The following is a 25,147-nucleotide window of genomic DNA, read 5'->3' as shown; positions in this document are numbered from 1 at the left end:
TCCAAAGGAGTGATGCTGGTTGGTCATGTGGGTAGTGTGCGGGTGCGGCGTTGCGTCTCACCCGAGGGCTGTCAGGGTTTCCATGTGGAGTTTGTGGGCGCGCTGTGGTTCCGTCTGGAGGATGTAGGAGGCATGGTCGGAGATGAAAGCATGGATGTCTTTCTCACACGTGACTTCCCGAATGTCGGATCTGTCCGGGTCGCTGAATGGGGTTTGTCCTGGACGAACCTTCTCCCACGCCATATAGATGTGGTCGGGATGGCGGCGTGAACGCATCGAAATGATGAGGTTCTTACCGAATGAGAGGTGTGACAGTGTCGTGTATCCCGGGTATGTCGGCTTGTCGTCGAACTCGTCTGGTTGCAGATTCTCTTCGGTGCGGATGTCGCGGAAGAACTGCCGAGTCATGCCATGGGTGTGTCCGACGTGGAAGTATCCACAGTCAGGACACCTATAGACCGACATCTCCCGATCTCCTCGCACTTCTTTGGCCGCTCCCTTGGCACCTCGCTTCGTTGAGTACTTTCGCTTGTTGCTCACGTCGCATAACCCCACCCATACGGGCACCCTGCGGCTGAGTTTGGCTGGTCGACGTCGAGGACGTATCTCATATCTGCTCATGTGTGTTGTGTGTGCGGATTCCCGCACACACATAACACATGAGCGACATCTTCGAGATCCCCCGGTCCCTGTGCTTTGGGCAGGCAACACCGCACACGTATGGGCTGACCGACGTGACCATCAACCCCGAACGCTCCGTGCATTGGCCCGGCGTGGACTACTTCGCGGCACCTGACGGTGAACGCCTCATCGTCCACGTTCCGGGCAGCTCTTTTACTCTGACCCGATCCGATAGTGAAGGACTCGTGCGCAACGCCATCTTGCCCGACCACATCTACTGCGAGGGCCCTGACAACATGTGGTCCCTGGACGGATGCGTCGTCACACCACTGGAAGGTGGGACCTACAACGTGACGTCATCCAACGGCACACAAGAGGTCAGCCAAGACGACATCGACCATATGACACCCCCGTGGGTGAGAGACAACTCCACCTATTTCGCCTCAATCTTCGACGTCGGGCTGCCCGGAGTGCGCATGGACTAAGGCCCGCACACTACTCGGGTATGTTGACAGCACTTCTCGCCACCACCTTCTTGGCCACGATCACTCATGCCGGAATCGACGATGCGCTCGCGGCTGCCGAGGCCCTGACCGTCACGGTTTCAGAACCGTCGGCGGAGTATGACAGGTCGGCCCAGTTCGCCGACGGGTGGAAGGACACTGACAAGAATGGGTGTGACACGAGAAATGATGTTCTTGCCCGCGACCTGAGCGATGTCGTCCTTGTGTCGGGAAGTGACTGCAAGGTTCAGTCCGGCACCTTGGAAGACCCCTACACGGGGACAACTATCCGATTCACGAAAGCCTCGCCCACCCAAGTTCAAATTGACCATATTGTCCCGCTCTCGTGGGCGTGGCAGAACGGGGCGGACTCGTGGACTCAAGACGAGCGGGTCGCTTTTGCCAACAACACTGACAATCTTCTGGCTGTCCAAGGTAAGGCCAACATGTCCAAAGGCGACAAAGGCCCCTCAGACTGGATGCCGGCCAACCCAGACTTCTCGTGCGAGTACGCGGTCAACTTCACCACGATCGTTGCCACACACGACCTGACGATTCCTCCCGAAGACAAGGATGCTCTCGTCTCGACCCTCCACGGTTGTGCCGGTATGGCAACGAGCTCCACACCATCAGCCTCGCAGACCACGCACGGCGCAGACACATCTACCACGGAGGGGAACGTGCAAGCCTCCGGTGACGCTCTCGACACGATCACGAGAACCGCCCGCGAGAACTCGGTCAGCATCATTGCACTGACCATCGCCTTCCTCATCTACTTCGGGCTCGTGGAAGGGCGCAAGCGCCGGTGAACCTTCCTGACAACACCCTGCCTCCGTGGATGCAGGCCATATCAGTGCGTCCACTGGACACCGGTCGAGTCTATGTCGCACATGGACACACGCCCCCAACCGGATTCTGGTCGTGCCTGCGCACACGCGAGGAAACTCTTGGCGTCCTCTCCGTCTTAACGGCTCACCCCCGCGACGCGATCGACGACCTCATCGCCGACGGCCAACTCCTCGAAATCACCACCACAACGGACCTACGCATCCTCACCACATGCACAATCAGCGCTGAGACAGCCTATTCCGCCCGAGGAGGCCCGATACCTGTCCACCTCACCCACCGGGCGCTCGCGGCACTCACACGAAGGCAGGGAAGCCCCGGCGACTTCGGGGACCTCGACGCACTCATTCGTAACGGATGCCTCCACGTTCGATGATCGACAGTCTTCGTCAAAATGCCGACACAGACGACAGACTCTTCGCAACAGACAGTGGCACCCTCTTCTTCGAGGCAACAAGCTTCCGCTTCTCCTCTATCGAAACCACCCGATCGAGCGCTGCGCGCACTTCAGCAACCGTACGGGGAACTCCGCCATCATTTGTCCGAGAAACGAGGTCATACCACGTCTGAGACAAGCTCATGACAACACCCCTACCAACCGGCGTCATGAATGTGGTGACGACCACCGCGTCGCCAAGGCGGAGATGGTTGAGCAGATCGTCCAAGGCCGGGCGGCTCTTCTTTGCTCCCGGCTGACCGGCGTCCTTGCACAAACGCTCCGCACCCGCTTCAGCCAGTGCCTACCGTTGGGAGGCGAGCGAGGTTCCTTCCCTAGCTTGCTGCGCGGTGTTGACTCTGATGTAGCCGTAAATCACGTTGCCCTCGATTATCATCTACTCGTCTCTGTCCCATTTCTAAGAGTACTTCTAGGTTCGGACATTTGAGAATGAGTCTTCAGGAGGTGTATCGGGCCAGTGTGCGGATCAGTCCATTCGATGCACCTGTTCGACGCCGTGTCTCAGCAACTCGTGATTGTTGGGACAGCTACGATGGATCACGGAAACCACTGTCCGTCCAGCGAGGAGCGTCCGTGAAACTGATCCATGCCGAGATCCGGCGTTACCGCAGCATCGAAGGACCCACGGAGTTCGACGTGGAAGCCGATGTCACCTGCCTCGTGGGTAAGAACGAGTCCGGCAAGACAGCGACCCTCCAGGCTCTCTACAAGAGCCGCCCGATCACAACCACCCCATTCGATTCAGGTTTGGATTACCCGAGCCACAAGACACGCGAAGTTCAAGGGGACCAACCCCTCCCGGTGACGACCCTGACCTACGAACTCGATGATGACGATGTGGCGGCAGTCGAGGCAGTTCTTGGTAACGACTCCCTCGCGTCGCGGAAGATCACCGTCACCACTGGCTACCGTTACAAGGTTGGCGAGTGGGGCGTCACGGTGGATGAGTCCGCCGTCACCGAGACACTCCGCACCGGGCTTGAGTTGCCGCAAACTGATATGCAGGCAGCATCTGGTGCCACGACGGTCGCCGAGTTGCTCGACGTGCTGGAAGGAATGGAAGGCACGACACCTGGTAGCGATGCTGTGATCGCCAGGGTGAAGCAATGGCGAAATAGCGATCCGGTCCTTGCCGCCATCGACGTGCTTGTTAAGCGCCGCCCCGTCTTCGTGTATTTTGGCGACTACGACGTGATGCCAGGGAAGATCTCAATCCCCCGGCTGATCACAAAGCGAGACGCCGCAGACCTGACCAAGGGCGAGGAAGCTCTGCTCGCGCTACTCTCATTGGCGCAAGTCGAGTTAGAAGACTTCAGCAGTCCTGAGAGTCACGAGCACTTGATCCGTCAGATGGAGAACGCATCAAACACGATCAGTGACGAAATTTTCGAGTACTGGAGTCAGAACAAGAACCTACAGGTCGAACTCACGGTCATCGCGAAGCCTGAAACTGGAGCGGTGCAACCTCTTGATCAGGGACCGCTGCTTCAAGTTCGTGTCCGCAATCTCAGGCACCGTGTCACGGTCCCGTTCGATGAGCGCTCACGCGGCTTCGTGTGGTTCTTTTCTTTCCTTGCCTACTTTTCTAAGTTGGAGGCAGAAGCCACTCAGCCCCTGATCCTGTTGCTCGACGAACCCGGTCTCAGCCTTCACGCCACCGCTCAACATGACCTCCTTCGGTTCATTTCCGAACGGCTTGCGCCACATCACCAAGTCCTGTTCAGCACTCACTCGCCATTCATGGTCGATCCAAGGCACTTCAACCAGGTCCGAACCGTTGTCGATGACGAGAAGTTGGGCACAGTTGTCTCGGCAGACGTGCTCCGTGTGGATGGTGAGTCAGCCTTCCCACTTCACGCAGCTCTTGGAATCGAACTCACGCAGACCCTCTTTATTGGTCCCGAGGTACTGTTCGTTGAGGGACCATCCGATGTGGTCTATCTTCAATACCTCTCCGATCAACTGAAACTCGCAGAACGCACCGGGTTGGACGACAGATGGACAATCGTTCCTGGCGGCGGTATCACAAAACTTCCTGCGTTCCTCACGCTGTTCGGCGCGAACGACATAACCGTCGCCGTCCTGACTGACTCGTCAGCGGGCAACGCACAGACGATCACCGATCTACGTAAAGCCGGAAAGCTCTACGCTGGGGGACTAGTAGAAGTGGGTGACGCCCTGGAACGCGATGAAGCTGATGTTGAAGACCTTCTCGCGCCTAGGTTCTACATCGAACTCGTCAATGATGCTTACAGAGGTTTGCTGAAAGATCAGCCTCTGACCACGGAAGAGCTTTCCACGGGTCCTCGAATCGTCAAGAATGTCGAGGCGGCGTTCGCCCAGCGCGGGATCAACGGTGGGCACCTGAATCACTTCGCACCGGCTGGGGCTCTGTTACGCCGCAAGAGCCTGCCAAAAGCAACGAAGACGGTCCTAGATCGTGCAGAAGCGCTGATAGCGGCAATCAACAGGTATCTTGACTGACTCCGTCTCGCCTCCTCCGTCAGAACTAGTGCAACACCAACTTGTCACGAAGCGTCTTGATATTCGTGACCTTGTAGAGGTTCGAGTTGACGCCGGAAAATGCCTATACAGCCTTCACCACACCGGCAGGACCCACGGGGTTGCGACTGTTCTCCGTGGTTGAGCCAAGATGACAACCTCCTGTCAGCTGTTCAACCAGTTCCGAGCACCGAAAACCCTCAGATCCTCAAACACATCCTTGGCCTCTTGCGGAGCATCCCTAGACACCTGCCCGTTCTGCGTCAGGTATCCATTCTCACGGGCGCTCGCGACGTAGGCGGCATGGGCTTTGTCGAACCCGGCAACGCTCCATCCACGCTGGGCGATGCGCTCGTCATCTACGACATCTGTCCGTTCAGGGATGTGCCCGTACGCCTCCCACGCCTCCTTGGGCAGCTTCGTCACATGGGTCGTCGTTGTTCCATTGTCGTTTTTCTGATCGTAGGCGATGTAATAGCCACGCCCGATGTGTTCACGCCCCGTGACGGGGAGTGTGGCGATGTGCTCTGCCCGGCTCATGACCCCCTCTGGGTAGCGGTACAGCTTGCCCAGGGCCTCTCCCGCCGCGTGCCGGCGTGACGGGGAGAGATGAGAAAAGTCGGGTGACGCACCTTTATAGATCCTCTTCTCGGCCAGAACTGGGGTGACCGCTTCGGAGAGGACATCGAGCGAGGTCTCGTCGTATGCCTTGAGGTGGGAACACCTGTGATCTGCCTCTTCCGACACACGCGCGAGAACCCCTTTGTCATCGGATGGGCGGCGGAGACTGGCGATGAGGCATCCGGGATTCTCGGCGTCACTCTTGCATGTGCGCAGGTGGAAAGCGTCTTTCGTTTCCTCCATGAACACCTGCTCGTCGCGTAGGCGAGACTCACCGGGTGCGATTGTTCTACCGGTGGCTTCTTCCCATTGGTTGGGGAACCATCCGCGCACGCTGTCACTCGAGTCTTCAAACCACTCATCGGCACTGCGATTGTTCGTCCATGCCGTCGAGCGGGAGAACTCTTCTGGGTAGCACATGGAGACAATGTGGAACTCGCAGTCTTCCTCATACCACCCCGAGCTCGTGCGCAGGGACTTGGGTATGTGGGCGTTGCGCTCGGGGGAAAGCTTGATGCCGCCATGGCTTTCACCGTCGCATATGGTGATCCCGGTGGCGATCGGTGTGGCGTGGTTGAGTTGTCCCCATCCTTGCTTGGAGAACCCTCCGGTCAGGGCTTCTTGGGTCCAGTCCTCATCTGGTCCTGGGATGGAATGAGTGCGGGCAAACTCATCACGCGTCAACGTGTCTGGGGCTAAAGACACGCCCCCGGGGGCGTTGACTCCCGGCTGGTTGCCGTATTCACCAGTGGGCTTGCGGTACTGTTCTTGGCGCTCCTTGGCGCTCGCACTCATGCTCATGCCCTAGTAGTGTGCGGGTGCCACCCACAGACACAAACAACCGGGAAGCCACCATCTCTGGCAGCCCCCCGGTAGGACATGAACTGCTCAGATCATGACGTAGCCGTAATAGGCATCGTTGAGGTACCGCTTTCCGTTGGTGATCGCTCGCAAGGTTCTTTCACTGGGATTGGGGTGATACTCGAGACCCTGCACGTATCTGGCGATCTCTTGAGCAACTTCAGGACGGTCAGGACCATACACGGTGGCGATCTGTCGTCCGTCGGCCAGGGCAGCCAGAATCTCGTTGCGCTCGAAGAATTGTGGGCGTCCGTTTGTGGACGGGAAAAGGGCTGCATCAACCTCTTCTTTCGTCGCACCCGACGCGTATGCCTGCCCCACCATGAGATTGTCGACCCGGAGAACACCATCATCCCGGAGCACCCAACGCCGCACCACAACTCCGTCCCGATATTCACTCAAACTACCGTCCGGCATCTGAGTGAATGTGGACCCATCTTCTTCCCAGATGTGTGCCTGTGGTGTGTCAGCTCGCTTCGTCAAACGGTCAAGAGACTCGTTGACGCCATCAATATCTCCCGCGTTGATGACATCGTCTTGCGTGTAGAGGATTCCTTCATCGTCGTAGACAACTTTGCTGACCACAACTTCCTCCCCGTCCATCACCACAGTGACCTCTTCGTCATCGCCCACACGGAAGGAAGCGAGCCCATTCGTCACAGCGAACCCGGTCAGATTGACCCCTTCTGGGAACCCCGGGGCAAGACTGACAGTGGCTGCCTCCCCCGCACCCGGCTGATGACCGAACTGTCCGGTCGGGCGACGATACTGCTCTCGCCGGTCGACGGCGTCACTGTTCATGCTCATGCCCTAGTAGTGTGCGGGCCACTTACTCAGTTGCTGTCTCGATACTGATCGTGCCAAAGACCAGACGCCCGTCATCGTGGCGGACACAGATGAGGCTCTCCCCATCCGGGACGAGGACACTCCTGCCCACAAAACTCCGGCTGGCAACACGGGTGGGAACAAGCCCGATGAGTCCGGAATCCACCGGCACACCGTCATAGACTCCGTCACCGTAAGCGGTCGCAAACGCCATGACCATATGCCCACGCACCGGGGCGCACATGACATCACCACCCGCCTCGGCCCGCTCAACCCACGAGGACCATTCCTCATCCGGGATCGCATAGCACGGGTCGGTCAGCCAATACTCCCCGGCAGGCATAACGACAATGTTCATCGCTCAGCCCTCGCAAAGAAGTCCACAACCTCATCAAAGACACCGATGTCGTACCCGGAGTGGAAGCAACACTGGGGTCCAAACCGCTCATCAAGCACACTCTGACCGATGATTTCTCTCCTGCCGGAACCCTGATCGTCGACAACAAACGTGTCCGACTCTCCCCGACGCACAAGAACATGACCGGTTGCGAACACGTAGCACGCAGGACCCAAGGCATCACTCCTCCGGTTCACGCTTCCATCACCACCCTCGATACACACATCCACCGCACCGAAGGCAAGCGGAACGTAGTGGGCACGAAGCATCCCGTTTTCAGACACGACGCTCCACTCCCGATACCCTCCGTGGAACGAATCGAGATGAACCTGACCCACCCCTCCCGATGAAACAGTGATCGAGGTCTTCTCAGCATCCCGAACAACAAGCAGGCGGTGAGCGTCCATATCCTTGTCAAACGTGAGCGAACCCTCCCCGACACTCACGCGCACATTCTCATCGAGCAGGGTCGCGCCCGGATACCTGTCAGCCCTCCGAACAATCTCGAAACGCTCACGGTCAGTGTCGCTGAACCTCGTGGGGCAGCATTGTGTCGCATCATTCGTCTTCATGGGAGTCTTGTGTGCGGGTTTCGGTCAGGCGTCCACTGTCGTGGGTCTGACCACCCAGTGCGGCGGGAGTATCCACTCCGGTAACGGCACCGTAGGCGTGAAGAATGGTGGCTTCGATGTCGGCCTTGGATTGGGAGACGACCTTTTCTGCCGCCTCGGACAAGGCTGTGACGACATAGCGGGCGTTTGGGCGGGCGTTCTCGACGCAGGAGCGGAGCTTGCGCATAGCGTCACGGGTCGCCCGGATGCCAGCCTTGGATTCGATGGCCTCTTCCACATCAGTCAGAGAGGTGGTGATGTCTTCCAAGAGAGTGTCGACCGCCGAATCAACTTCCGACAAGGACACCTCCACGCGCGGTGCGAACTCGAGTTCGGGGATGTGGTGGCGTGACTCGGTGGACCGAAGTGTGACAGGGACGCCTGAACCGATGCCGATGGAAGAGACGAGCTCACCCCATTGGGCCAGACTCATCTCGATTTCAAGGATTCGTTGGGTCGGATGCACCCAGTCTCGTTTGAGGTTTCGCCTGCGGTCGGCGTGGAACACCCGCAGACGGATCGTGTCGTTGTGTTCAATGTCGGACTGGAACACAGCCCTACGGTCTCCGTGACTCCGAGAAACTGTGACGACACCGAACGCTGGGTGGGTCTCATATCCGGCTTCGTCGACGTGTACGGGTTCGATACTGTCTGCCACGAGGTTCTCCTCTTATGGGGTGGTGTGTGGACACTGTTTATGTGTGCGGGTAGAGGTGTCCTCACCTACCAAGGCAGACCTATCGCGAGCCAGTCAAGAACTCGGCGTTCTCATCGAATGTTGCCTCGTCGAATGAGGAGTGGAAGCAACATTGGGGACCGAACCTCTCATCCACCTCGGACTGACTGAGAGTTTCGCCACGACCGACAAGGTAGGTACCGTCTCCCGTTCGCGACACTGCTTCTCCGCGTCGGCTCGTGAACACAATGGATGACTCACCATCAACGGTCAAGCGCTCGCTCACCCCACCTGCCGAATGCTCAATGGTGTCGAGCGTGCTGTGGAGATCCTCTGTGTGTCGTATCCGGCTCTGATCCCCCAGTCGCATCGAGTATGCCCGTTCGGTGGATGTATCTCCTTGGAAGCTTGTGATCGTCGCATTGCCCATGTGAACGACAGTCTCTCGCCCATTCACTCCGGCAGACATGTACGTATCGCCGATGAGTTTCGCCCATCCGTGACTGCCAAGCTCTGTGAAAGTCGGGATGTCATGGGTCCGGGCGTATCCGTCCGGATCAACCATGATGTCGTGGGCAAGGCGGATCTGTTCGTCTTCCTCGGATGAGAAGCGCGACGGGCTCTCAAGACTCAGCCCGCCAGGTGCGTTGACCCCCGCCTTAGTCGTGAACTCTCCAGTGGGCCTGCGTGGATGGTCGGACTCATCAAATGCTGTTCTCATACCCCAGTAGTGTGCGGCGCCCACACCCACCCACAAGGGCAACCCACAACCACCCAGCCGCACACAACAGAAGTGGAGATATCAACCGCCTCACAACACAGGAGAAGACACCATGACCAACGACCCCACGCTCGTCAAAGTCATGGAAGCGGCACGAGGCTCATGGGCAGGCTCAGGCGAGCATGTCACAATGAAGACTCTCCGTGTGGACGGAACCGACGCGCACATCGGCATCATCAAAGTCACCGGACTGCGAGTCGTCGAGTACTTCGTTACCACGGATGAGCCTGCCCTCTGGGACACTCTCGCATTCTTCGCCAAGACTCGAGGATGGACCTACCGCGCCGTCGTCCCACTCCCTCTCATGGGAACCGCCCACAATAACCTGATACACACCCCCATCCAGTTGCAGGGATGGTGGGTGCATGGCAACCGCATCTCTTTCGGCACCCCAGAGATCGCCTAGCTCACAACCCCCATGCACGCTCACGCGAAATCGAGTTGTGTGCTGGCGGCTCTATCTGGCTCTCGGAAGAAAACTCGTCAATAGCGCGGGTGATGCCCACGCCATCATCTGGATCGAACATGAGTGAGCTGACGGACAGGAAGCCGCTAGGACTGAACGTCTCATGTGAGACCACCACCTGCCCATCCATCACGTCGACACTGACCGTGTTGTCTTCTCCCGTGGTTTTGACAAACCCTTTCCCCGGGGCTGAAATCCCGTCAGATCCACCGATTCGGGGATAGACGGCGCGAGGGCAATCTTTCCCTGCCCATGGGGGCGATTCTGTTTCCCGAACTGCCCAGTCGGCCGTCGAGACTGTTCTCGGCGGGACGCTGCGTCGCTGGTCATGTCTGTCTCCTTATGCGAGTGGATGTGACTAGTCGAGGGAGCCAGCCCACGCATAACGCAGATCCTTTCTCCGTCTGCCGTAGGTGGTCTCCACATATGTGAGGTGCTCGCGGATGAGCCGAGATGTCTCCGTGATAAGGACAGCGTTGGCGATGCGATCGGCATAATTGTCCGGCTCGGCAGATGCGAGTTCCCCTAGGCGGTTGCGCAGGTGGACAAGCGCCAACTCGTCCTGTAACCGCTGCTCATCCCCGTCCCACGAGACAATGCGATACGCATGATTGGACGGGGTAATGAGGTTGTACGTCTCTCCACGCTGATCGCGATAGAAGCATTCGGTCTCTTCAGGCACGTAGCCGGTCTCGAGTTCCACGTAGTGGGTTTGCGTGCCAATATAGGCGCGAAACCCGTCATCGAACTCAATCACTGCCCCATCCAGATGAGGCAGGGGCCCTGTCATCGCCGCGAACTCCGGGTCGTCAATGCTCAAGCGTGGCTCTGTCGGTGTGAGGCTCACGTCCGGGACGTTACGAATCCCCGCCCGTGAGGTGAACCTGCCCATGGGATCCCGTGAATGCTCGGACTCAGAAAACGACCCACTCATGAGAACCTCATCCCATAGACGTGTTCGAGATGGAGCTGGTGGGCGATGAGGGCGCCCTGTGCATCGAGAAAGTTCGCGGACTCACGCATAAGATCATCTGCGGCACTCATGAACTCAGGTGTCGACATGAGCTTCCTGATACGCGCCGCTCTCCTAGACCTCGTGTTCGCACGTGCCCCTGCTCTCACGGTTTTCGTCTGCGGGTTGTAATAGAGCGCGCCGGAGTTTTGCGGAGATCTGATGTTGGAGTATGGCACTCGAAGCTCTGGCACCCCGCTGCGATCGGTGCAATAGGGTGTTCGCGAGAAGAGCTCGTCCTCATCGGAAAAGCATCCGGCAACACGGTCTCTCGCCTCATCCATGGCATCGTAGGAGTCGTTCTCGTCTTGGCGGAGACGGATGAGTGTGAGTTCGTCGTCGAGGCGTTCCTGGCTGCCGTCCCAGGAGGTGAGCCGGTAGGTGGTGGACGGTGGGATGTAGGATTCCACACGTTCTCCCGACTCGTCTTCCACGTAAGCGGCGGCAGCACGATAACCATGAGGGGTCTTCACTCGGATAGTCCCTGACCGTCCATCGGAAAACTCTACTCGCGCCCCATCCAGATGGGGCAGGGGTCCGGTCATCGTCTGGAATCTCGGCTCGTCAATGTTCAGGTGTGGCGTATCTGGCGCGAGACTCACGCTCGAGGCTGCGTTGACTCCCGGCTGGTTGCCGAACTCTCCGGTGGGGCGTCGGTACAGTTCTCGGCGGGCATCTGTGGGATGGGTCATGGGTGTTCTTCTTCCTTTAGTAACGGCGTCCGTAGGTCTCTTCGAGGAGGTCGCCTTGTTCACGCGAACTCTTCATGCACGCAACGCAGTCCTTGTGCGCGTCCACATACGTCTGGGCGGCCTCACCGAATGCGCTGGTCTCGCAGACGTTCTTCATACGTGTGTACCGCTGGGACGTCGTATCCGAACCCGGACGAACATGGATCGAACCATCTTCCGGGGTGTAGAAGAGATATCCACTGCGCGACCCATCGGCATTGGCGTACGGGATGCGCACGGACCCACTGGCGTCGACAACGGTCATGGACTCGGCGAAGTATTCGTCTTGAGCGTCGAAAAGGTTGAAGACATCGGTCCGACGCTGCTCCTCTTCGCGGGCCGCCTTTATGGTTTCTTGTCGCCGATTCACGTACTCAAGTTCGTTCTCCAACCGCTGCGGGTCACCGTCCCACGAGGTAATGCGGTAGGTATGTGGGGACGGGATATACATCGGACGCTCGTTCCCCTCAAGGTCGGTCAGGTGTGTGTACGTGGATGTTGATCCACGCAAGGAAAGGACGTGGATGATCGCCTTTTCGCCATTGTCGAACTCGATTTCTGCCCCATCTAGGTGAGGCAGTGAACCGTTCATCCTCTGAAACTCGGGGTCGTCAATACTCCACGCGGCATGTCCCGCCAGACTCACGCCTGAAGCGGTGTTCTGTCCAGACTTGGTCGTGAACTGTCCATGCGGGGTGCGAGGGTGATCGTGCTCGTCAAATACTGCGCTCATACCCCAGTAGTGTGCGGCGATATATGGATTGCCCATGCACCGCCGGATGTGAACTCCCCACTCGGTGCACTGACATTGGCGGATGTGTCCGTATCGCCGCCTCAGCTCTAAGGCGTCGGTGGTGGGTCGCGATTGGACCGAGGGAGCGGGGCCGACAGTAAAGAGGAGTGGACCACATATACCACGTCATCCTTGCTCACATGCCACGGAAGAACGGGAGCAGGATACCTTCTGCGTCGCGAAAGAGGAGGCCCTTGCAGGTGGTGAGTACCTCGTACAGTGCGAAATGCACGAGTCGATGTTTGAAATGACCGAAGTCAACGGAGAAGAGTTCTTCGACGAAGACGAGGCCGCATACACCCTCATCGACGTGAAGCAGTAACTCCCGCTATACGATTCCACATGGCTCTCCATGAAGATGACAGACTAGGGTAATCCGTGGTGAACGGTCTCGCCGAACACGTCCACGAGGTTCGCGAGACCACATGCAAAGAGGCCGACTCACGGTGAGTGAGTGGTATCAGTGCGCGAAAACATAGGAGCAACGAGGCATGGCGAACGAGGCAACGAGGGCAGCAGCATCGGCTACGGCCCGGATCGTGTGGGACACGGCAGACAAGTTTCTGCGCATTTGCGGAGCACTCGACTGCCAAATGGCAGACATCCTCGAAGTTGTGCCTGCGGACAAAGATAAGGCAGAAGACGCATGAGCCAGTTGGCATTATTCTTCTGGGTCGCCGATGACGCGTTACGACGCCGTTCAACACAGAGTGGGCGGCGGTTGTCTAGCCGGCACTTCTGCACTTACGCAGCCATTCGGTTGCTTGTCAAAAGTTCATGCGCTCCTTGCAGACAGATGGACGCGCAACTAACAACAACCCTAACTATGAAGGAAGAGGCCGCACATTGAAGTTTCTCCAAGAACTTGAAACTATCCTCAAAAGCGATGAACGTTTCGTTACCCAAGAGGGGCAACTACTCAAACCACGAATCCAGGACGCTGTTAGCCAGCTCGACTCACAACTGATTCGCCTGCTCATGGCCTCATCGGTTCTGAAAGGACACTTTTTCAAAGACGTAGATGGGATCACTATCTTCGACCAAGAGAAATTCATGTGGGTCGTCAACTCCAAAGAATTCCTACCCGACAGCTACACCAGCTATCGCAACAAGATCGGCCTCTCCGTCAACGACCACGACCTACTCACCTCCTCGACCGAAGTCTCCCTCGTATGGCCATACAAAGACTGCGTACTCGAAGGTGGTCAAGACAAAGAAGACGAAAAACGCGACGAAATCTTCTACAACGAAACACTCGCACCAGACGAAATAGGCCGACTCCTAGCCCCCAAAGCTTTCAGCAACGCGACTCGATACACGGCAGAAGGGGAAGAACACGTTACTGAGTTCGATGAGCACGACAACCTTCTCATCAAAGGCAACAATCTGCTCGCCCTGAGCTCACTGCTAGAACGGTACGAAGGCCAAGTCAAGTGCATTTACATCGACCCGCCTTACTACTTCAATGCGGCAAGAGCTGAAGACACCTTTGCTTACAACAGCAAATTCAAGAAGAGCACCTGGCTAACGTTCATGGAAAACCGATTGCAGTTGGCCCGTCGGCTCCTCACTCCAGACGGAGCCATATTCGTTCAAATAAGTGATGATGGAGTTGCCGAACTGCATCTCTTGCTAAAAGAAGTATTCGGCGAGGAGAACTTCCTTAACAAGATCACTGTCCGCACAAAGTCGCCCTCGGGATTCGCGAGCGTAAACGCTGGAGTCTTCGAAACAGCGGAGTATGTTCTTGCGTTCGGAAAGGATAAGCGTCAGTGGCGATACAACACACAGTATGTGGCCACAGAGTGGGACAACAACTATAAGTACTACGTAACGAACAAAGGTGAAGCGCCTGACGAATGGAGAATCGTAAGCATTTACGACTACCTCGCAGAACAGAACGGATTTTCCAGCGTAGTAAAAATGCGGGGACAGCTCGGCAAAGCCGCAGTCGAGGAAATGGCAGCTGAATTTGCTTTGCAGCACAATGACTCGGTGTTCCGCTACACGGCTATTAGCGATAAGGCTGGTGCTCAAGTTGTAGCGGCACGTGACGCCTCAAGGCAGGCGGGTGAGAACATTATTGTTATCGAACGAGAAAACCAGTACACCGTATACGTAAATAACGGCCAGGAATTGGCATTCTATTCGAAGAAGGTCCGCAAGATCGATAATGAGCTTGTGCCTAGCATGCAGGTTACAAACATATGGTCTGATACCCCGTACGAAGGCATTGCAGCTGAGGGGGGCGTTACATTAAAAGGAGGGAAGAAGCCTGAGAAAATCCTTCAACGCATTATTGCTTTGAACACAAATCCGGGTGATTTGGTTCTCGATTACCATCTCGGTTCTGGTACGACGGCTGCCGTCGCACATAAAATGGGCCGCAGATACATAGGTATCGAACAGCTTGACTATGGAAACAACAGCCCTCTTGTCCGATTGCGCAAAGTGATCCATGGTGACAAGTCTGGGGTTAGCAAGAGCGTCGGATGGAATGGGGGCGGCTCGTTCGTCTACGTCGAGCTTGCCGAGCAGGGCGAGCAGCTGATGAGCGAACTGCGGAACGCCACAACTACGGATGAGGTTCAGCTGGTACTCGATCGAGCGACTGAGCGTGGCCTGCTGCGACCATCTGTCCTGCCCGACGAACTAGCAACTTCCGCGTCGGAGTTCGCGGAGCTGTCCTTCGACGACCAGAAAATGACCGTGGCTGAGCTGGTCGACAAGAACCGGCTGTACGTCAACGCCGCAGAAGTCGAAGATGCTGACCTCGGCTTGTCGGAGGCTGACGTCGCGTTCACGAAGTCCTTCTACCAGAAGGGCGAATGATGAGCGTCCCAACTACCCAAGACATGCTCCTGTTCCAGCAACTCGACCTCTTCTATGACTTCGGGAATCGACACGAGCTACCTGCCCACATCGAGCAGAATCTCGCCCCGCACATCGAGTTGCGCGAATACCAAGAGCACGCGTTCTCAAACACGCTCGAATATCTGAGCAACGAGAACTTCTCGAAGAACCGACAGACGCACTTGCTTTACCACATGGCGACCGGTTCAGGTAAGACCGTGATGATGGCTGGCCTGATCCTGCATTACTACTCGCTCGGATACCGCAACTTCCTGTTCTTCGTGAATCAAACGAACATCATCGAGAAAACCAAAGCCAACTTCTTGGACTCGGCTTCAGCGAAGTATCTGTTCGCCGAGTCAATTGAGATCGATGGTATGCGGGTTCCCATCAACGAGGTCAACAACTTCGCTGCCGCCGATCCGAACGCTATCAACCTCTGTTTCTCGACGACGCAAAAACTGCACATGGATTTCCTTGATCCGAAGGAAAACGCGCTCACAAGCGATGACTTCGAGGATGCACCGGTGGTGATGATTTCTGACGAGTCACACCACGTGAATACGCGAACGAAGAGGGCCACGAAGTCCGAGGACGAGGAGGACCGCTCATGGGAATACACGGTCATCTCGGCCTTTCTAGGTAACCGGTATAATGTGCTGCTGGAGTTCACGGCGACTGTCGATCTGCGTGACCGCAACATTCTTCGGAAGTACAAGGACAAGATTGTCTTTGACTACCCGCTGGCGCGATTCCGCGAGTCTGGGTTCACGAAGGACTTCCAGAACTTCCAATCTGTCTTCGATCCCTGGGGAAGGACTCTTCAATCACTGATCTTGTCTGAGTATCGCCGTGCACTGTTCGCTGATGGTGGCGTGTACTCGAAACCGGTTGTTTTGTTGAAGTCGCAAAGGATCGATGATTCGAAAGCGTTCTACGACCAGTTCTTCCAGCGACTCCAACGACTCACCGAGTCCGAAATCCAGGACTTGGCCACCGACGGCCTGATGAAACAAGCCATCGGCTATTTCCAGGAGAAGGATCCGAGCCTACGCTCCCTGCGCTCAAGCATCCAGCAGGGGTTTGCTGAAGAGAACGCCATCATCATGAATGGCTCGACCGACAACTCGACTGAGAAGCAGTTGGCAGTGAACTCCCTCGAAGATCACTCCAACCCGTATCGGATCATCTTCACGGTCGACATGCTCAACGAAGGCTGGGACGTCCTAAACCTCTACGACATCGTCCGCCTCTACGAAACTCGTCAGGGAGGCAAAGCAGGCAAGCCCGGCGCGTACACGATCAAGGAAGCTCAGTTGATCGGGCGCGGAGCGCGCTACTTCCCGTTCCTTCTTGAAAACGAGTCCATTGATCGCGACCAGGCAGACAAGTCCGTCCGCAAGTACGATCACGACCTTGACAGCCCCAACCGGCTCCTTGAAACCCTGCTCTACCACTCCAAGCAGGACTCGAAGTACATCACCGAGCTACGCCTCGCGCTACGTGAAACAGGCTTACTGCCTGATGAGGTCACCGAAGTCACTTACGAACTCAAATCGTCGTTCAAACAGACTGACTTCTACCACAACGCGATGGTGTTCAGTAACAGCCGCGAGGAAGTCTCCCGGGATGGAGTGACCCAACTGGAGAACCGGGTCAAGTCGGCGATCTACCAACGCGATGTCCGCCACGCCCCCTCACGGCTCGTTAGTCTCTTCGATACAGCCACCGAGCAAACAGACAAGTCCGAGAATCCGAAGGTGCATACGATCCGCCGTAGGATCAACGAGATGCCATTGAATGTGACCTTGGGATCGTTGGCGCGTTACGACGCACTCCGCTTCGAGGCGCTCAAGCACTATTTCCCTCACTTGGAATCGACCCGCGAGTTCATCACGTCTAGCGACTACCTCGGCGAAACTGAGATCACCTTCCAAAGCGACACTGTAGACCTCACTGCGGCTGACTTGAGGACTGGCCTAGACATAGTCTTCCGAGCCGTCGCCAGCTACATGGCAGGCATCAAGGTCACCTACCGTGGCACGCATCAGTTCGAAGCCAAACGGTTGAACGAGGTACTACGCAACAAGCGCCTACAGATCGCGAATCCGGTCGAAGGTGGGATCGGAACTAGCCAAAGCAGCGATCCTGATTCCATCCGTCGCGTTAACCTTGAAAACGCCGAATGGTATGTCTACAACGACAACTATGGCACCAGCGAAGAGAAATCCTTCGTCAAGTACTTCTCGACCGTTGTCGACGACCTCAAACAGCGCTACGACGAGGTTTGCCTGGTGCGCAACGAACGGCTGGCGCCGCTCGCCATCTACTCGTTTGAGACCGGCGAACGATTCGAACCCGACTTCCTCCTCTTCTTGCGCCGGAAGGGCCAGCCCTACCAGCAGCAACAGATCTACGTGGAGCCGAAGGGTACGCACCTACTCGAAACCGACAAATGGAAGGAAGAATTCTTGCTCGCCATCGAGCAGAACGCTATCCCGCACACCATCTACGTCGACAATACCGACTACAGAATCATCGGCCTGCCGTTCTACAACCAGGAGAACCGCATGTCCGAATTCCGGGATGCACTCAAAGCCGCAACAGATATCTGACAAATAGGAGCCTTGTAAACGCGGCACTCTGATCGTTAGCACGTCTTTGCGCTGTTCCTTTCTCCCGAACTCCTGCGGGAAAGGAGCAGCGCGACGTTTACGCTAGTTATTTCTGTTGTAGCTATCTGCTGCTTAGCTATTACTGCGCGCGAAATCCCGACTGGTTCACCCCTCTACGGAAGCCAGCCGCGATAGCGAAGAACCCTACTCTCGACGGTTAGGCAGCCCGATCCCCAAGCAACTGGGCCAGCGAGAAATCCCAGTTGATAGCCGGTATCAACGTAATCCGGCGATCCCGCTCCGGCTGGGTTCTTGCATCCATCCTGACCGCTTGTGCGACTCTTTACCGACAGGCGTTCGAGCTTCAGTTGAAGAACATGATTCGGTGCTTTGTCGCGCTGAGAGCCAATTACGTGGACGGGCGAGCACCTGAGCTCAGGCAATCCGACTCAGAAGAATACTTGAAGAACAAGCTGGGGCACGATCTCCACAAGCTTTTGGACCAAGTGAAGAAGCACTACACGGCGCTGGACCTGCCAGAACCGTTCCCGAAATCGGTCGAAAACATGATCGTGATGTTACATGAGGCTGACAGATCCGGAACGGCGTTCCGATGCGCAGGATCTCTTCCGGAAACCAAAGAATACGTGGATTTCCCAGATCTAGCCACGATGCTCGATAAAGCATACACGTTGCTGTCCGATGTCATGTATTACGCCGAAGACATGCATGACTCAGTGCCTACGCTTGACGAGGCTACCGACCAAGCCTATTAGGAGCGTTCTGAATCCTATTGAACTGGCCGAGCTTGAGCCATCAAATACTGCGTCCGAAGCCCAGCAAATGAAGCTCGGACTCACCCGTGAGAACATAATTCTTCAAGGTGTCGAATACCGACGTGTCGAAGCTGGAATGCAGACAGCATTCGGGACCGAAGCGACGGTCAACCTCGTCCTGGTCGATTATCTGTGATGTGCCGGCGTCCCTGTCATACACGGTGTACGACCCCGAACCATCCTCCGACGGGCAGACGTCGAGGATGGGATTGGGCTGCGTGTTATCAACCTCGAGCGTGAACGGTGCGATGTGACGCAGACGGACGCGTTCGTGAGAGAACGTGACGCGAATGTTCAGGGAATGCGATGCTCCATGGATGGTCTCATAGGTGATGCCCCCGTGAACTTCGTATGTGAAGTGGTTGGGTACCTCGCAGATGAATCCGTCTGTACGGGTGGTCAGTGCAAACACCGCATGGTTGGCGCGTTCAATGACGACACACTGTTCTCCCCGGTGGCACACATAACCGATGCGGAGCTCACCGATCGTGCCGGAGAACCCGCTCTCTTCCTCTTCCGTGAACATTCCCATCCCGCACGATCGTTGGAAATCCCACGGGTCACGCGTGATGAGATGCGCGAGAGACACCTGTACAGAAGAAGGAAGCGTAGAAGTGGACTCGTGGCAGGTGACAGTCATAGCCGAGCACTACCCTCACGGAGGAAGGCGGCGTTCTCATCGAATGTTGCCTCGTCGAATGAGGAGTGGAAGCAACATTGGGGACCGAACATCTGGTCGAGAGACTCTTGGGTGAGGACTCGAACGTCGTGAGACACGATGTTTGTCGCCACATACGAGCCGGGGAGACCTGAGCGCCCACTGACGCAGATTGACTGTCCTCCCTCATGGGAGAAGTACTCAAAGCTGACATCACCGGTTGGCGAGATACGCCGGATGGAGACATCAGAGGTGGGGCGTGGTCCGCCAATGTAGTCCAGGCTCGCCCCAGATGCTTCGGACATGTGCCTGATCGCGCCGACATTGTCGAGGCTCAGGTGGTAGGAGGCTCCCCCATCGGCGCTATGAACAATCTGCATCTGCTTTCCGACGCCACTTTCATCGAAGATAAGGATTGTGATGCTCCCGTCGGCATCGTGGATCAACGTCACGTCGTGCCCATCAACGATGCCGTTGAGTCCGGAATACCCTTCCTCATGGAAGGCGGTGAGATTGTACTGGTCTGGATGCTCGTCCACGCCCAACGCGAGGTTGACGATGGCGGCGTATTCAAGGTGTGTGGTCATACCTTCTTTGTGTGCGGGTAGCCGGGGCAATTCACCGCTGTCGTTAAACCGGATCATGTCGAGATCTGTCGGAAGAGGTCGGGGGGTGTCCCTTTCCAGTTGGGCGACGCGGTCAGTGTCGTCGTTCTAGGCGTTATGTGTGGGGCGCCTCGTACCGCACACGAAACAGGGGACGTTCCCAGAATCGACTGGAAACGTCCCCTGTTTCGGTTAGGGAAGATTACTCAGTGTCGTCGGTGCTGAGTGTGTGATTGCGATTCTTACGGTAGAGATAGACGCCTCCACCGGCTGCTCCCAGCGCAAGCAACACGCCGAGTCCGACAAGGGCCGGGTTGGTCTCGTCAAAGGCCACGCCAGTGACAGCACCCTTTCCGCCACCACTTTCGGGGGTAGCGGGAGTTTCTGGTGTCGTCACCGGGATAACAACCGTGTCCTGGTCACACTGGTTGAGTGTGTCGTCGGTGCACTGGTTCTCGTCCTCCGGCCCGAAGGGGTTGTCAGGGTTGGCGATCGACACACGATTGGTGACCGTGGTCTCTGCGGACTTGTCGCGCTCGACAACAGTTGTGAAGCTCAAGGTTTCACGCTGTCCGGCTTCCATGGTTCCGATCGTCCACACGCCTGCATCAGCATCGAATGTTCCGACTGAGACATCGAGAAGCTCCGTCTGTCCATCGAGAATCCCTTGCGGGAAAACGTCGGTGGCAACAACGTCGGTCGCGGTTACGTCCGAGGTGTTGTGAGCGGTAATGAGCCACTCAACAGTTGCGGTTGTGTCGGTTACGTCTGTGACGTCGACGGCGGCCTTCTCGATGGCGAGAGTTGCCGTCTGTGTTGGCGGAATCGTGACAGCGTCCTCGTCACACTGGTTGAGTGTGTCGTCGGTGCACTGGTCCTCGTCCTCCGGGCCAAAGGGGTTGTCAGGGTTGGCGATCGACACACGGTTAGTGATCGTCGTGTTTGCGTCCTTGTCGCGCTCGACAACAGTCGTGAACGACAAGGTTGCTTGTGCACCAGCATCCATGGTCCCAATGGTCCATTCGCCAGTTTCGGTATCAAACGTGCCTGTGGAGACTCCCACGAGCTCGGTCTGTCCATCGAGAATCCCTTCCGGGAAGACATCGCTGGCAACAACGTCGGTCGCGGTTACGTCCGAGGTGTTGTGAGCGGTAATGAGCCACTCAACAGTTGCAGTTGTATCGGTGATGTCCGAGGTGGAAACAGCCTTCTTTTCGATGGCGAGTGTTGCCGTCTGTGTTGGCGGAATCGTCACCGTGTCTTCGTCACACTGGTTGAGCGTGTCGTCGGTGCACTGGTCCTCGTTCTCCGGCCCGAAGGGGTTGTCAGGGTTGGCGATCGACACACGGTTGGTCACGGTGGTCTCTGCATCCTTGTCGCGCTCGACGACGGTTGTGAAGGCGAGAGACTCCTCGCCCCCAGCTTCCATCGTTCCGATCGTCCAGACACCCGTTTCGACGTCAAACGTGCCGGCGGAAACGTTGAGGACTTCGGTCTGCCCGTCGACAATCCCTTCCGGGAAAACATCGGCGGCAACAACGTCGGTCGCGGTCACATCCGAGGTGTTGTGTGCAGTGACAAGCCACTGCACGGTCGCGGTTGTGTCAGTGATGTTGGTTGTGGAGACAGCTTCCTTTTCGATGGCCAGTGAAGAGCAGGAATCGAGTGTCGATGCCACAGCAACAGAAGCAGCTGCCGTTCCTTCAGGGAGGATCGTGTAGGTCCAGTCGTCGATCATGCGTCGGTCGCCCCACGACATGTTCGAGCTACTGGTTGGAGCAGACCACTTGTGGACGCCTGCCGATGAATCAACACCCGTTTGGGAGTTGTTGACACGGTTTGCTTCCACGTCGATACGGGTGCGCTGGGTTCCATCCGCGTTGGAGTAGGTGTCGCCCAAGTCAGAATCGTTCCAGTAGACGGTCGTGTCTCCGGCTTGGTCACCGTTGATCTTGGTGATCGTGATGCCACCAGAACGGTTTTCCACGTCTTCAGACAGGACATGGACGGTTCCCACTCGGTCGAAGACGACGCGAGCTGATGGGGTGGCAGTGCACGCATTGATTGCGTTGCCCTGACCATCTGTACCATCCCACGTCCAGTGGGCAGAGGTGCTCGTGCTGGAGTCGAATGCTGCCACACGATGAGACACGTCAATGTCGTCGTCGTAGGAGCCATTGCCATCAACGTCGATTTCGAGAATCGCGGTGCCGGAGAAACGTTCGGGGACAGAGATGTTGAACGTGCCGCCAAGGGATGCTGGATTGCTGCCTTGGGTGAAGCTGAGTGTCGTTCCCGATACCAGCGCAGCCGCGTCCAACGGATCAGGCTTGACCCACACGGTCTTATTCGCCCCGTCAGCACTGTAGGAGTTGACGACGGTTGCTTGGTCAGGCAACTCGGAAGACGGCTCTTCAAAGAACAACCGGTACTTTCCGGCGCAATCGGGACGAACCTCCCATTCATCGCCGTCGCCTGCGATCTCAGCGGAGGCGAACGAAGAGATGCACGAGTCATCTTCCACGTTACCCACGGCATCGAACTCGATAGCCGAGTTCACACCGTTGTAGTTGGCGAGGTCGATCTTGTACTCGTAGCCTGAGTCGTTGATCGCCCAGAAGGTCAGGTCAGCGCCGTCTTGGACGGAAGAACCACCATCCTGGAGCATCGAGAGACGCTCGGTCCAGATGCGTCCTTCTTGTTCGGACTGTCCGCTCATCACTTGAATATCAAATGGCTGCAATTCCTTGGGTGTCACCGAGGTTGCGACGCGGTCACCGCCAACGAAGATTTGCCACACACCATCGGAGGTGGCTTCAAGCTCAGTGACCTTACCCTTGACAAGGTTGGTCTGAGCGCCGGTGTTGTCGCGGACCCAGCTTGCTTCGGCCGTATCGACCTTAACAGAGACAGTTTCTCCTGCCTTCACGTAGGCATAGAACGGTTGTGCCGCCGCGCCCAGCGTTTCTGCCGGGTTTGAAACGGCTAATGCCGCGACTGGGAGCGCGAGTGCACTTCCCGTCAACATCAGCGCAGTGATCCCCGCAAGAAGCCGGGAAGGCCTCTTGAGTGTTGTGGGACTCATCTGGTTTCCTTTCTTTTTGGTGTGTGCGCGTAAAGAGTCCGCGCAGACCTACTTGGACTTGACAGCCCCGCTTGTTGATCCGGGAGCAGCGCTACCCTTTGCAACAACGACAACTTGGTAGTTGAGCATCTTTTTCGCGTAGCCGGTGGTGCCAGCGTTCGCGCCGTTTTTGGCCCATCCGAGCCATCCGAGTCCGTCAACCTCCACGCGGTAGTAGATGTCGTACTTGGACGCATTCGTACCGGTCAGCTTGATGCTGATGGCTTCGGCGCGAAGGGCTTTCCCTGTTGTTCCGGCCGTTTCGCCTGAACCGACCCAAGATGTCCAGCCCTTCTTTTGCACGTGGGCGCGTACCTGCACGCCGTCGAGTTTGATTCGGATAGCTTCGATTTGATGCTTTCCGTCTCCTGATTTGGTGGTGCTCTCCACGTATCCGAGCCATCCAAGGCTGGCAACGTGGGAACGGTATCGAGCAGTCAGTGGTGGCACTGCCGTGGTGGTTGTTGGGGTTGGGGTAGAGGTCGCGGTGGCCGATGCAGATGGGCTTGTTGATGCACTCGGTGTCGCGGAGGGGGTCGATGATTCTGTTGTGGAGGATCCGGTCGACAGCTTGATGGAGCCGTCAGACTGAACGATTGGGGTGGAGGTCATAGCTGTCGCCAGGTTTAGACGGGTCCAACCAATGTCTTCAGAGGTGACTTTCGAAGAGACTTTCGTGGCCCCTGATAGGTCGAGGGGGTAACCCGAATCGGTGGCAGTGAGCGCGAGAACTTGGCGACGCTGTTCGTCTGTCAGGTTCGGGAATGTGGTCAGGAGAAGATCTTCAGCGCCTTCAGGAACCTCAAGAGCAACACCGCTCTTCCCTGTCTTGGTGAAGCCAAAGGTCATGAGCGAGGTTGCCTGTGTCACGGAAGCCTCGTCGCTCTTCCATGCAGTATCGGAGGCAACGCACTTGGCGATACTCATGCCACACTTGGACTCGAGTGCTGCCCGGAGTTCCTTTTGTGCGGGGAGGATGACGTTCGTGCGGTAGTCCTTATCGGCCCAGCGCTGAGCGACCATACGGGTGCCCATTGCTTTCCCGGCGATGACGTCGAGTGGGTAGTGCACGCCAAGGACGACCCGGGACTCCCCACCTTCGGCACCGCGAGCCAACAGTTGTGGTGCAAGCTCAGGGAGCAGCGTTGCCAGCCCGAGAGCCTCTACTTGGAAGGTCCGTGCGTGTCCAGATGGGAAGCTGAGAGCTCCGACGCTGTAGACCGAGGAGGAGGATACCTTCTTGATGCCGATATTTGATGTGAAGGGGCGCGCCACATTGAAGTGCGTTTTTGCGGTCTTGGACGACGCATCATCAACTTCCATACCGGGGGTCTCCCCTTCGAGCATGGCCTTTGTCTTGGGGAGTTTTCCTGCGGACAGAAGTTCGTTGAAATACGCGCCCAGTTTTGTCCCAAGAGCCGGAGAGACGTTCGACAACTTGATCGACGCATCCGAGACAGCTGTCTTTGCGCGCGAGGTGTTGTAGTTCGCGTTGTTGATGGAAACAGCGATGGACTGGTTCTGCTTGATGGCCGACGGGTAGTTTGCTGTGAGGTTGTCGTAGTCAGAGAACATGACGATCTGGTCGATCGTTGCATCTGAGTCGTAGCTGGCGGCTTGTGCAGCGGGTATGTTACCCATGGCCAGTGCGGCGACGAGGGTCAGGGACCCCATGACGTGTAACAGTTTCCCGTGTCGGGATGTGAGTGCCGTGTTCACAAATACTCCTTGAAAGTAGGACATGGGCGTGTGG

The 25,147-nt window shown here is 57.0% G+C and carries 25 protein-coding genes; 9 read left to right on the top strand and 16 right to left on the bottom strand.

Translation table 11 applies throughout. The features are described from left to right. Positions 1–57: 57 nt before the first annotated feature. Positions 58–540, bottom strand: a complete 483-nt coding sequence (locus H2O17_RS04455; protein WP_182050543.1) for a hypothetical protein — start codon at positions 538–540, stop codon at positions 58–60. A 119-nt stretch (positions 541–659) separates the two neighbouring features. Between H2O17_RS04455 and H2O17_RS04450 the strand changes: the two genes are divergently transcribed. From H2O17_RS04450 to H2O17_RS04440, 3 genes are read left to right on the top strand one after another with little or no spacing between them, the layout of a single operon-like run. Beyond that, positions 660–1,106 (top strand): hypothetical protein, encoded by a 447-nt coding sequence (locus tag H2O17_RS04450; RefSeq protein ID WP_182050542.1) that lies wholly within the window; start codon positions 660–662, stop codon positions 1,104–1,106. 20 nt (positions 1,107–1,126) lie between these two features. Next, positions 1,127–1,933 (top strand): HNH endonuclease family protein, encoded by an 807-nt coding sequence (locus H2O17_RS04445; RefSeq protein ID WP_182050541.1) that lies wholly within the window; start codon positions 1,127–1,129, stop codon positions 1,931–1,933. Continuing rightward, positions 1,930–2,346, top strand: coding sequence for a hypothetical protein (locus H2O17_RS04440; protein WP_182050540.1), 417 nt, complete (start codon positions 1,930–1,932; stop codon positions 2,344–2,346). Before H2O17_RS04445 ends, H2O17_RS04440 begins: the two co-directional genes overlap by 4 nt. Before the next feature lie 13 nt (positions 2,347–2,359). Here the strand turns inward: H2O17_RS04440 and H2O17_RS04435 are convergent, their stop codons facing one another. After that, entirely contained in the window at positions 2,360–2,683 is a 324-nt protein-coding gene (locus H2O17_RS04435; RefSeq protein ID WP_182050539.1) for a hypothetical protein, read from the bottom strand. A 317-nt stretch (positions 2,684–3,000) separates the two neighbouring features. Here H2O17_RS04435 and H2O17_RS04430 point away from each other — a divergent pair, with 317 nt between their 5' ends. Beyond that, positions 3,001–4,911 (top strand): AAA family ATPase, encoded by a 1,911-nt coding sequence (locus H2O17_RS04430; protein ID WP_182050538.1) that lies wholly within the window; start codon positions 3,001–3,003, stop codon positions 4,909–4,911. A gap of 183 nt (positions 4,912–5,094) precedes the next feature. Here H2O17_RS04430 and H2O17_RS04425 read toward each other — a convergent pair whose 3' ends face one another. The 6 genes from H2O17_RS04425 to H2O17_RS04400 form a co-directional block, all read right to left on the bottom strand. Further along, positions 5,095–6,351, bottom strand: a complete 1,257-nt coding sequence (locus tag H2O17_RS04425) for a DUF7007 domain-containing protein (protein WP_182050537.1) — start codon at positions 6,349–6,351, stop codon at positions 5,095–5,097. Positions 6,352–6,438: 87 nt separating this feature from the next. Beyond that, positions 6,439–7,218: a hypothetical protein gene (locus tag H2O17_RS04420; protein ID WP_182050536.1), complete on the bottom strand. Its 780-nt coding sequence runs from the start codon at positions 7,216–7,218 to the stop codon at positions 6,439–6,441. Between the two features lie 22 nt (positions 7,219–7,240). Beyond that, the gene (locus H2O17_RS04415; RefSeq protein WP_182050535.1) at positions 7,241–7,594 is read right to left on the bottom strand and encodes a hypothetical protein; all 354 of its coding nucleotides are present in this window, start codon (positions 7,592–7,594) and stop codon (positions 7,241–7,243) included. Further along, entirely contained in the window at positions 7,591–8,079 is a 489-nt protein-coding gene (locus tag H2O17_RS04410; protein WP_182050534.1) for a hypothetical protein, read from the bottom strand. Before H2O17_RS04410 ends, H2O17_RS04415 begins: the two co-directional genes overlap by 4 nt. Positions 8,080–8,191: 112 nt before the next feature. After that, a complete protein-coding gene (locus tag H2O17_RS04405; protein WP_182050533.1) occupies positions 8,192–8,902 on the bottom strand; it encodes a hypothetical protein in 711 nt (236 codons plus the stop codon). Between the two features lie 79 nt (positions 8,903–8,981). Continuing rightward, positions 8,982–9,641, bottom strand: a complete 660-nt coding sequence (locus tag H2O17_RS04400) for a hypothetical protein (RefSeq protein ID WP_182050532.1) — start codon at positions 9,639–9,641, stop codon at positions 8,982–8,984. Between the two features lie 112 nt (positions 9,642–9,753). On the opposite strand from H2O17_RS04400, the gene H2O17_RS04395 reads away from it, so the two are divergent. Further along, complete coding sequence (locus tag H2O17_RS04395; RefSeq protein WP_182050531.1) at positions 9,754–10,107, top strand: hypothetical protein; 354 nt, start codon at positions 9,754–9,756, stop codon at positions 10,105–10,107. Between the two features lies 1 nt (position 10,108). Here H2O17_RS04395 and H2O17_RS04390 read toward each other — a convergent pair whose 3' ends face one another. The 4 genes from H2O17_RS04390 to H2O17_RS04375 all read right to left on the bottom strand — a co-directional run bounded on the left by H2O17_RS04390 (position 10,109) and on the right by H2O17_RS04375 (position 12,643). Beyond that, on the bottom strand, positions 10,109–10,297 hold the full coding sequence (locus tag H2O17_RS04390) for a hypothetical protein (protein ID WP_182050530.1): 189 nt from the start codon (positions 10,295–10,297) through the stop codon (positions 10,109–10,111). A 228-nt stretch (positions 10,298–10,525) separates the two neighbouring features. Further along, entirely contained in the window at positions 10,526–11,101 is a 576-nt protein-coding gene (locus tag H2O17_RS04385) for a hypothetical protein (protein WP_182050529.1), read from the bottom strand. Further along, positions 11,098–11,871 (bottom strand): hypothetical protein, encoded by a 774-nt coding sequence (locus tag H2O17_RS04380; RefSeq protein WP_182050528.1) that lies wholly within the window; start codon positions 11,869–11,871, stop codon positions 11,098–11,100. The genes H2O17_RS04385 and H2O17_RS04380 overlap by 4 nt, the downstream gene beginning before the upstream one ends. Positions 11,872–11,887: 16 nt before the next feature. Further along, positions 11,888–12,643 (bottom strand): hypothetical protein, encoded by a 756-nt coding sequence (locus tag H2O17_RS04375; protein ID WP_182050527.1) that lies wholly within the window; start codon positions 12,641–12,643, stop codon positions 11,888–11,890. A gap of 551 nt (positions 12,644–13,194) precedes the next feature. Between H2O17_RS04375 and H2O17_RS04370 the strand changes: the two genes are divergently transcribed. The 4 genes from H2O17_RS04370 (at position 13,195) to H2O17_RS04355 (ending at position 18,947) form a co-directional block, all read left to right on the top strand. Beyond that, positions 13,195–13,353 (top strand): helix-turn-helix domain-containing protein, encoded by a 159-nt coding sequence (locus tag H2O17_RS04370; protein ID WP_182050526.1) that lies wholly within the window; start codon positions 13,195–13,197, stop codon positions 13,351–13,353. A gap of 196 nt (positions 13,354–13,549) precedes the next feature. After that, on the top strand, positions 13,550–15,535 hold the full coding sequence (locus tag H2O17_RS04365; RefSeq protein WP_220456824.1) for a DNA methyltransferase: 1,986 nt from the start codon (positions 13,550–13,552) through the stop codon (positions 15,533–15,535). Continuing rightward, positions 15,535–18,171, top strand: a complete 2,637-nt coding sequence (locus H2O17_RS04360; protein ID WP_182050524.1) for a DEAD/DEAH box helicase family protein — start codon at positions 15,535–15,537, stop codon at positions 18,169–18,171. The genes H2O17_RS04365 and H2O17_RS04360 overlap by 1 nt, the downstream gene beginning before the upstream one ends. A 263-nt stretch (positions 18,172–18,434) precedes the next feature. Continuing rightward, entirely contained in the window at positions 18,435–18,947 is a 513-nt protein-coding gene (locus H2O17_RS04355) for a hypothetical protein (RefSeq protein WP_182050523.1), read from the top strand. Between the two features lie 40 nt (positions 18,948–18,987). Here H2O17_RS04355 and H2O17_RS04350 read toward each other — a convergent pair whose 3' ends face one another. The 4 genes from H2O17_RS04350 to H2O17_RS04335 form a co-directional block, all read right to left on the bottom strand. Further along, the gene (locus H2O17_RS04350) at positions 18,988–19,539 is read right to left on the bottom strand and encodes a hypothetical protein (protein WP_182050522.1); all 552 of its coding nucleotides are present in this window, start codon (positions 19,537–19,539) and stop codon (positions 18,988–18,990) included. Between the two features lie 104 nt (positions 19,540–19,643). Continuing rightward, positions 19,644–20,252, bottom strand: coding sequence for a hypothetical protein (locus tag H2O17_RS04345; protein WP_182050521.1), 609 nt, complete (start codon positions 20,250–20,252; stop codon positions 19,644–19,646). 220 nt (positions 20,253–20,472) lie between these two features. Then, positions 20,473–23,355, bottom strand: a complete 2,883-nt coding sequence (locus H2O17_RS04340) for a DUF11 domain-containing protein (protein WP_182050520.1) — start codon at positions 23,353–23,355, stop codon at positions 20,473–20,475. A gap of 48 nt (positions 23,356–23,403) precedes the next feature. After that, on the bottom strand, positions 23,404–25,113 hold the full coding sequence (locus H2O17_RS04335; RefSeq protein ID WP_182050519.1) for a phosphatase PAP2 family protein: 1,710 nt from the start codon (positions 25,111–25,113) through the stop codon (positions 23,404–23,406). Between the last annotated feature and the right edge of the window lie 34 nt (positions 25,114–25,147).

Source organism: Changpingibacter yushuensis, assembly GCF_014041995.1.
Taxonomy (GTDB): domain Bacteria; phylum Actinomycetota; class Actinomycetes; order Actinomycetales; family Actinomycetaceae; genus Changpingibacter; species Changpingibacter yushuensis.
The sequence above is the reverse complement of the archived record's forward strand: the minus strand, read 5'-3'. Positions and strand labels throughout refer to the sequence as shown.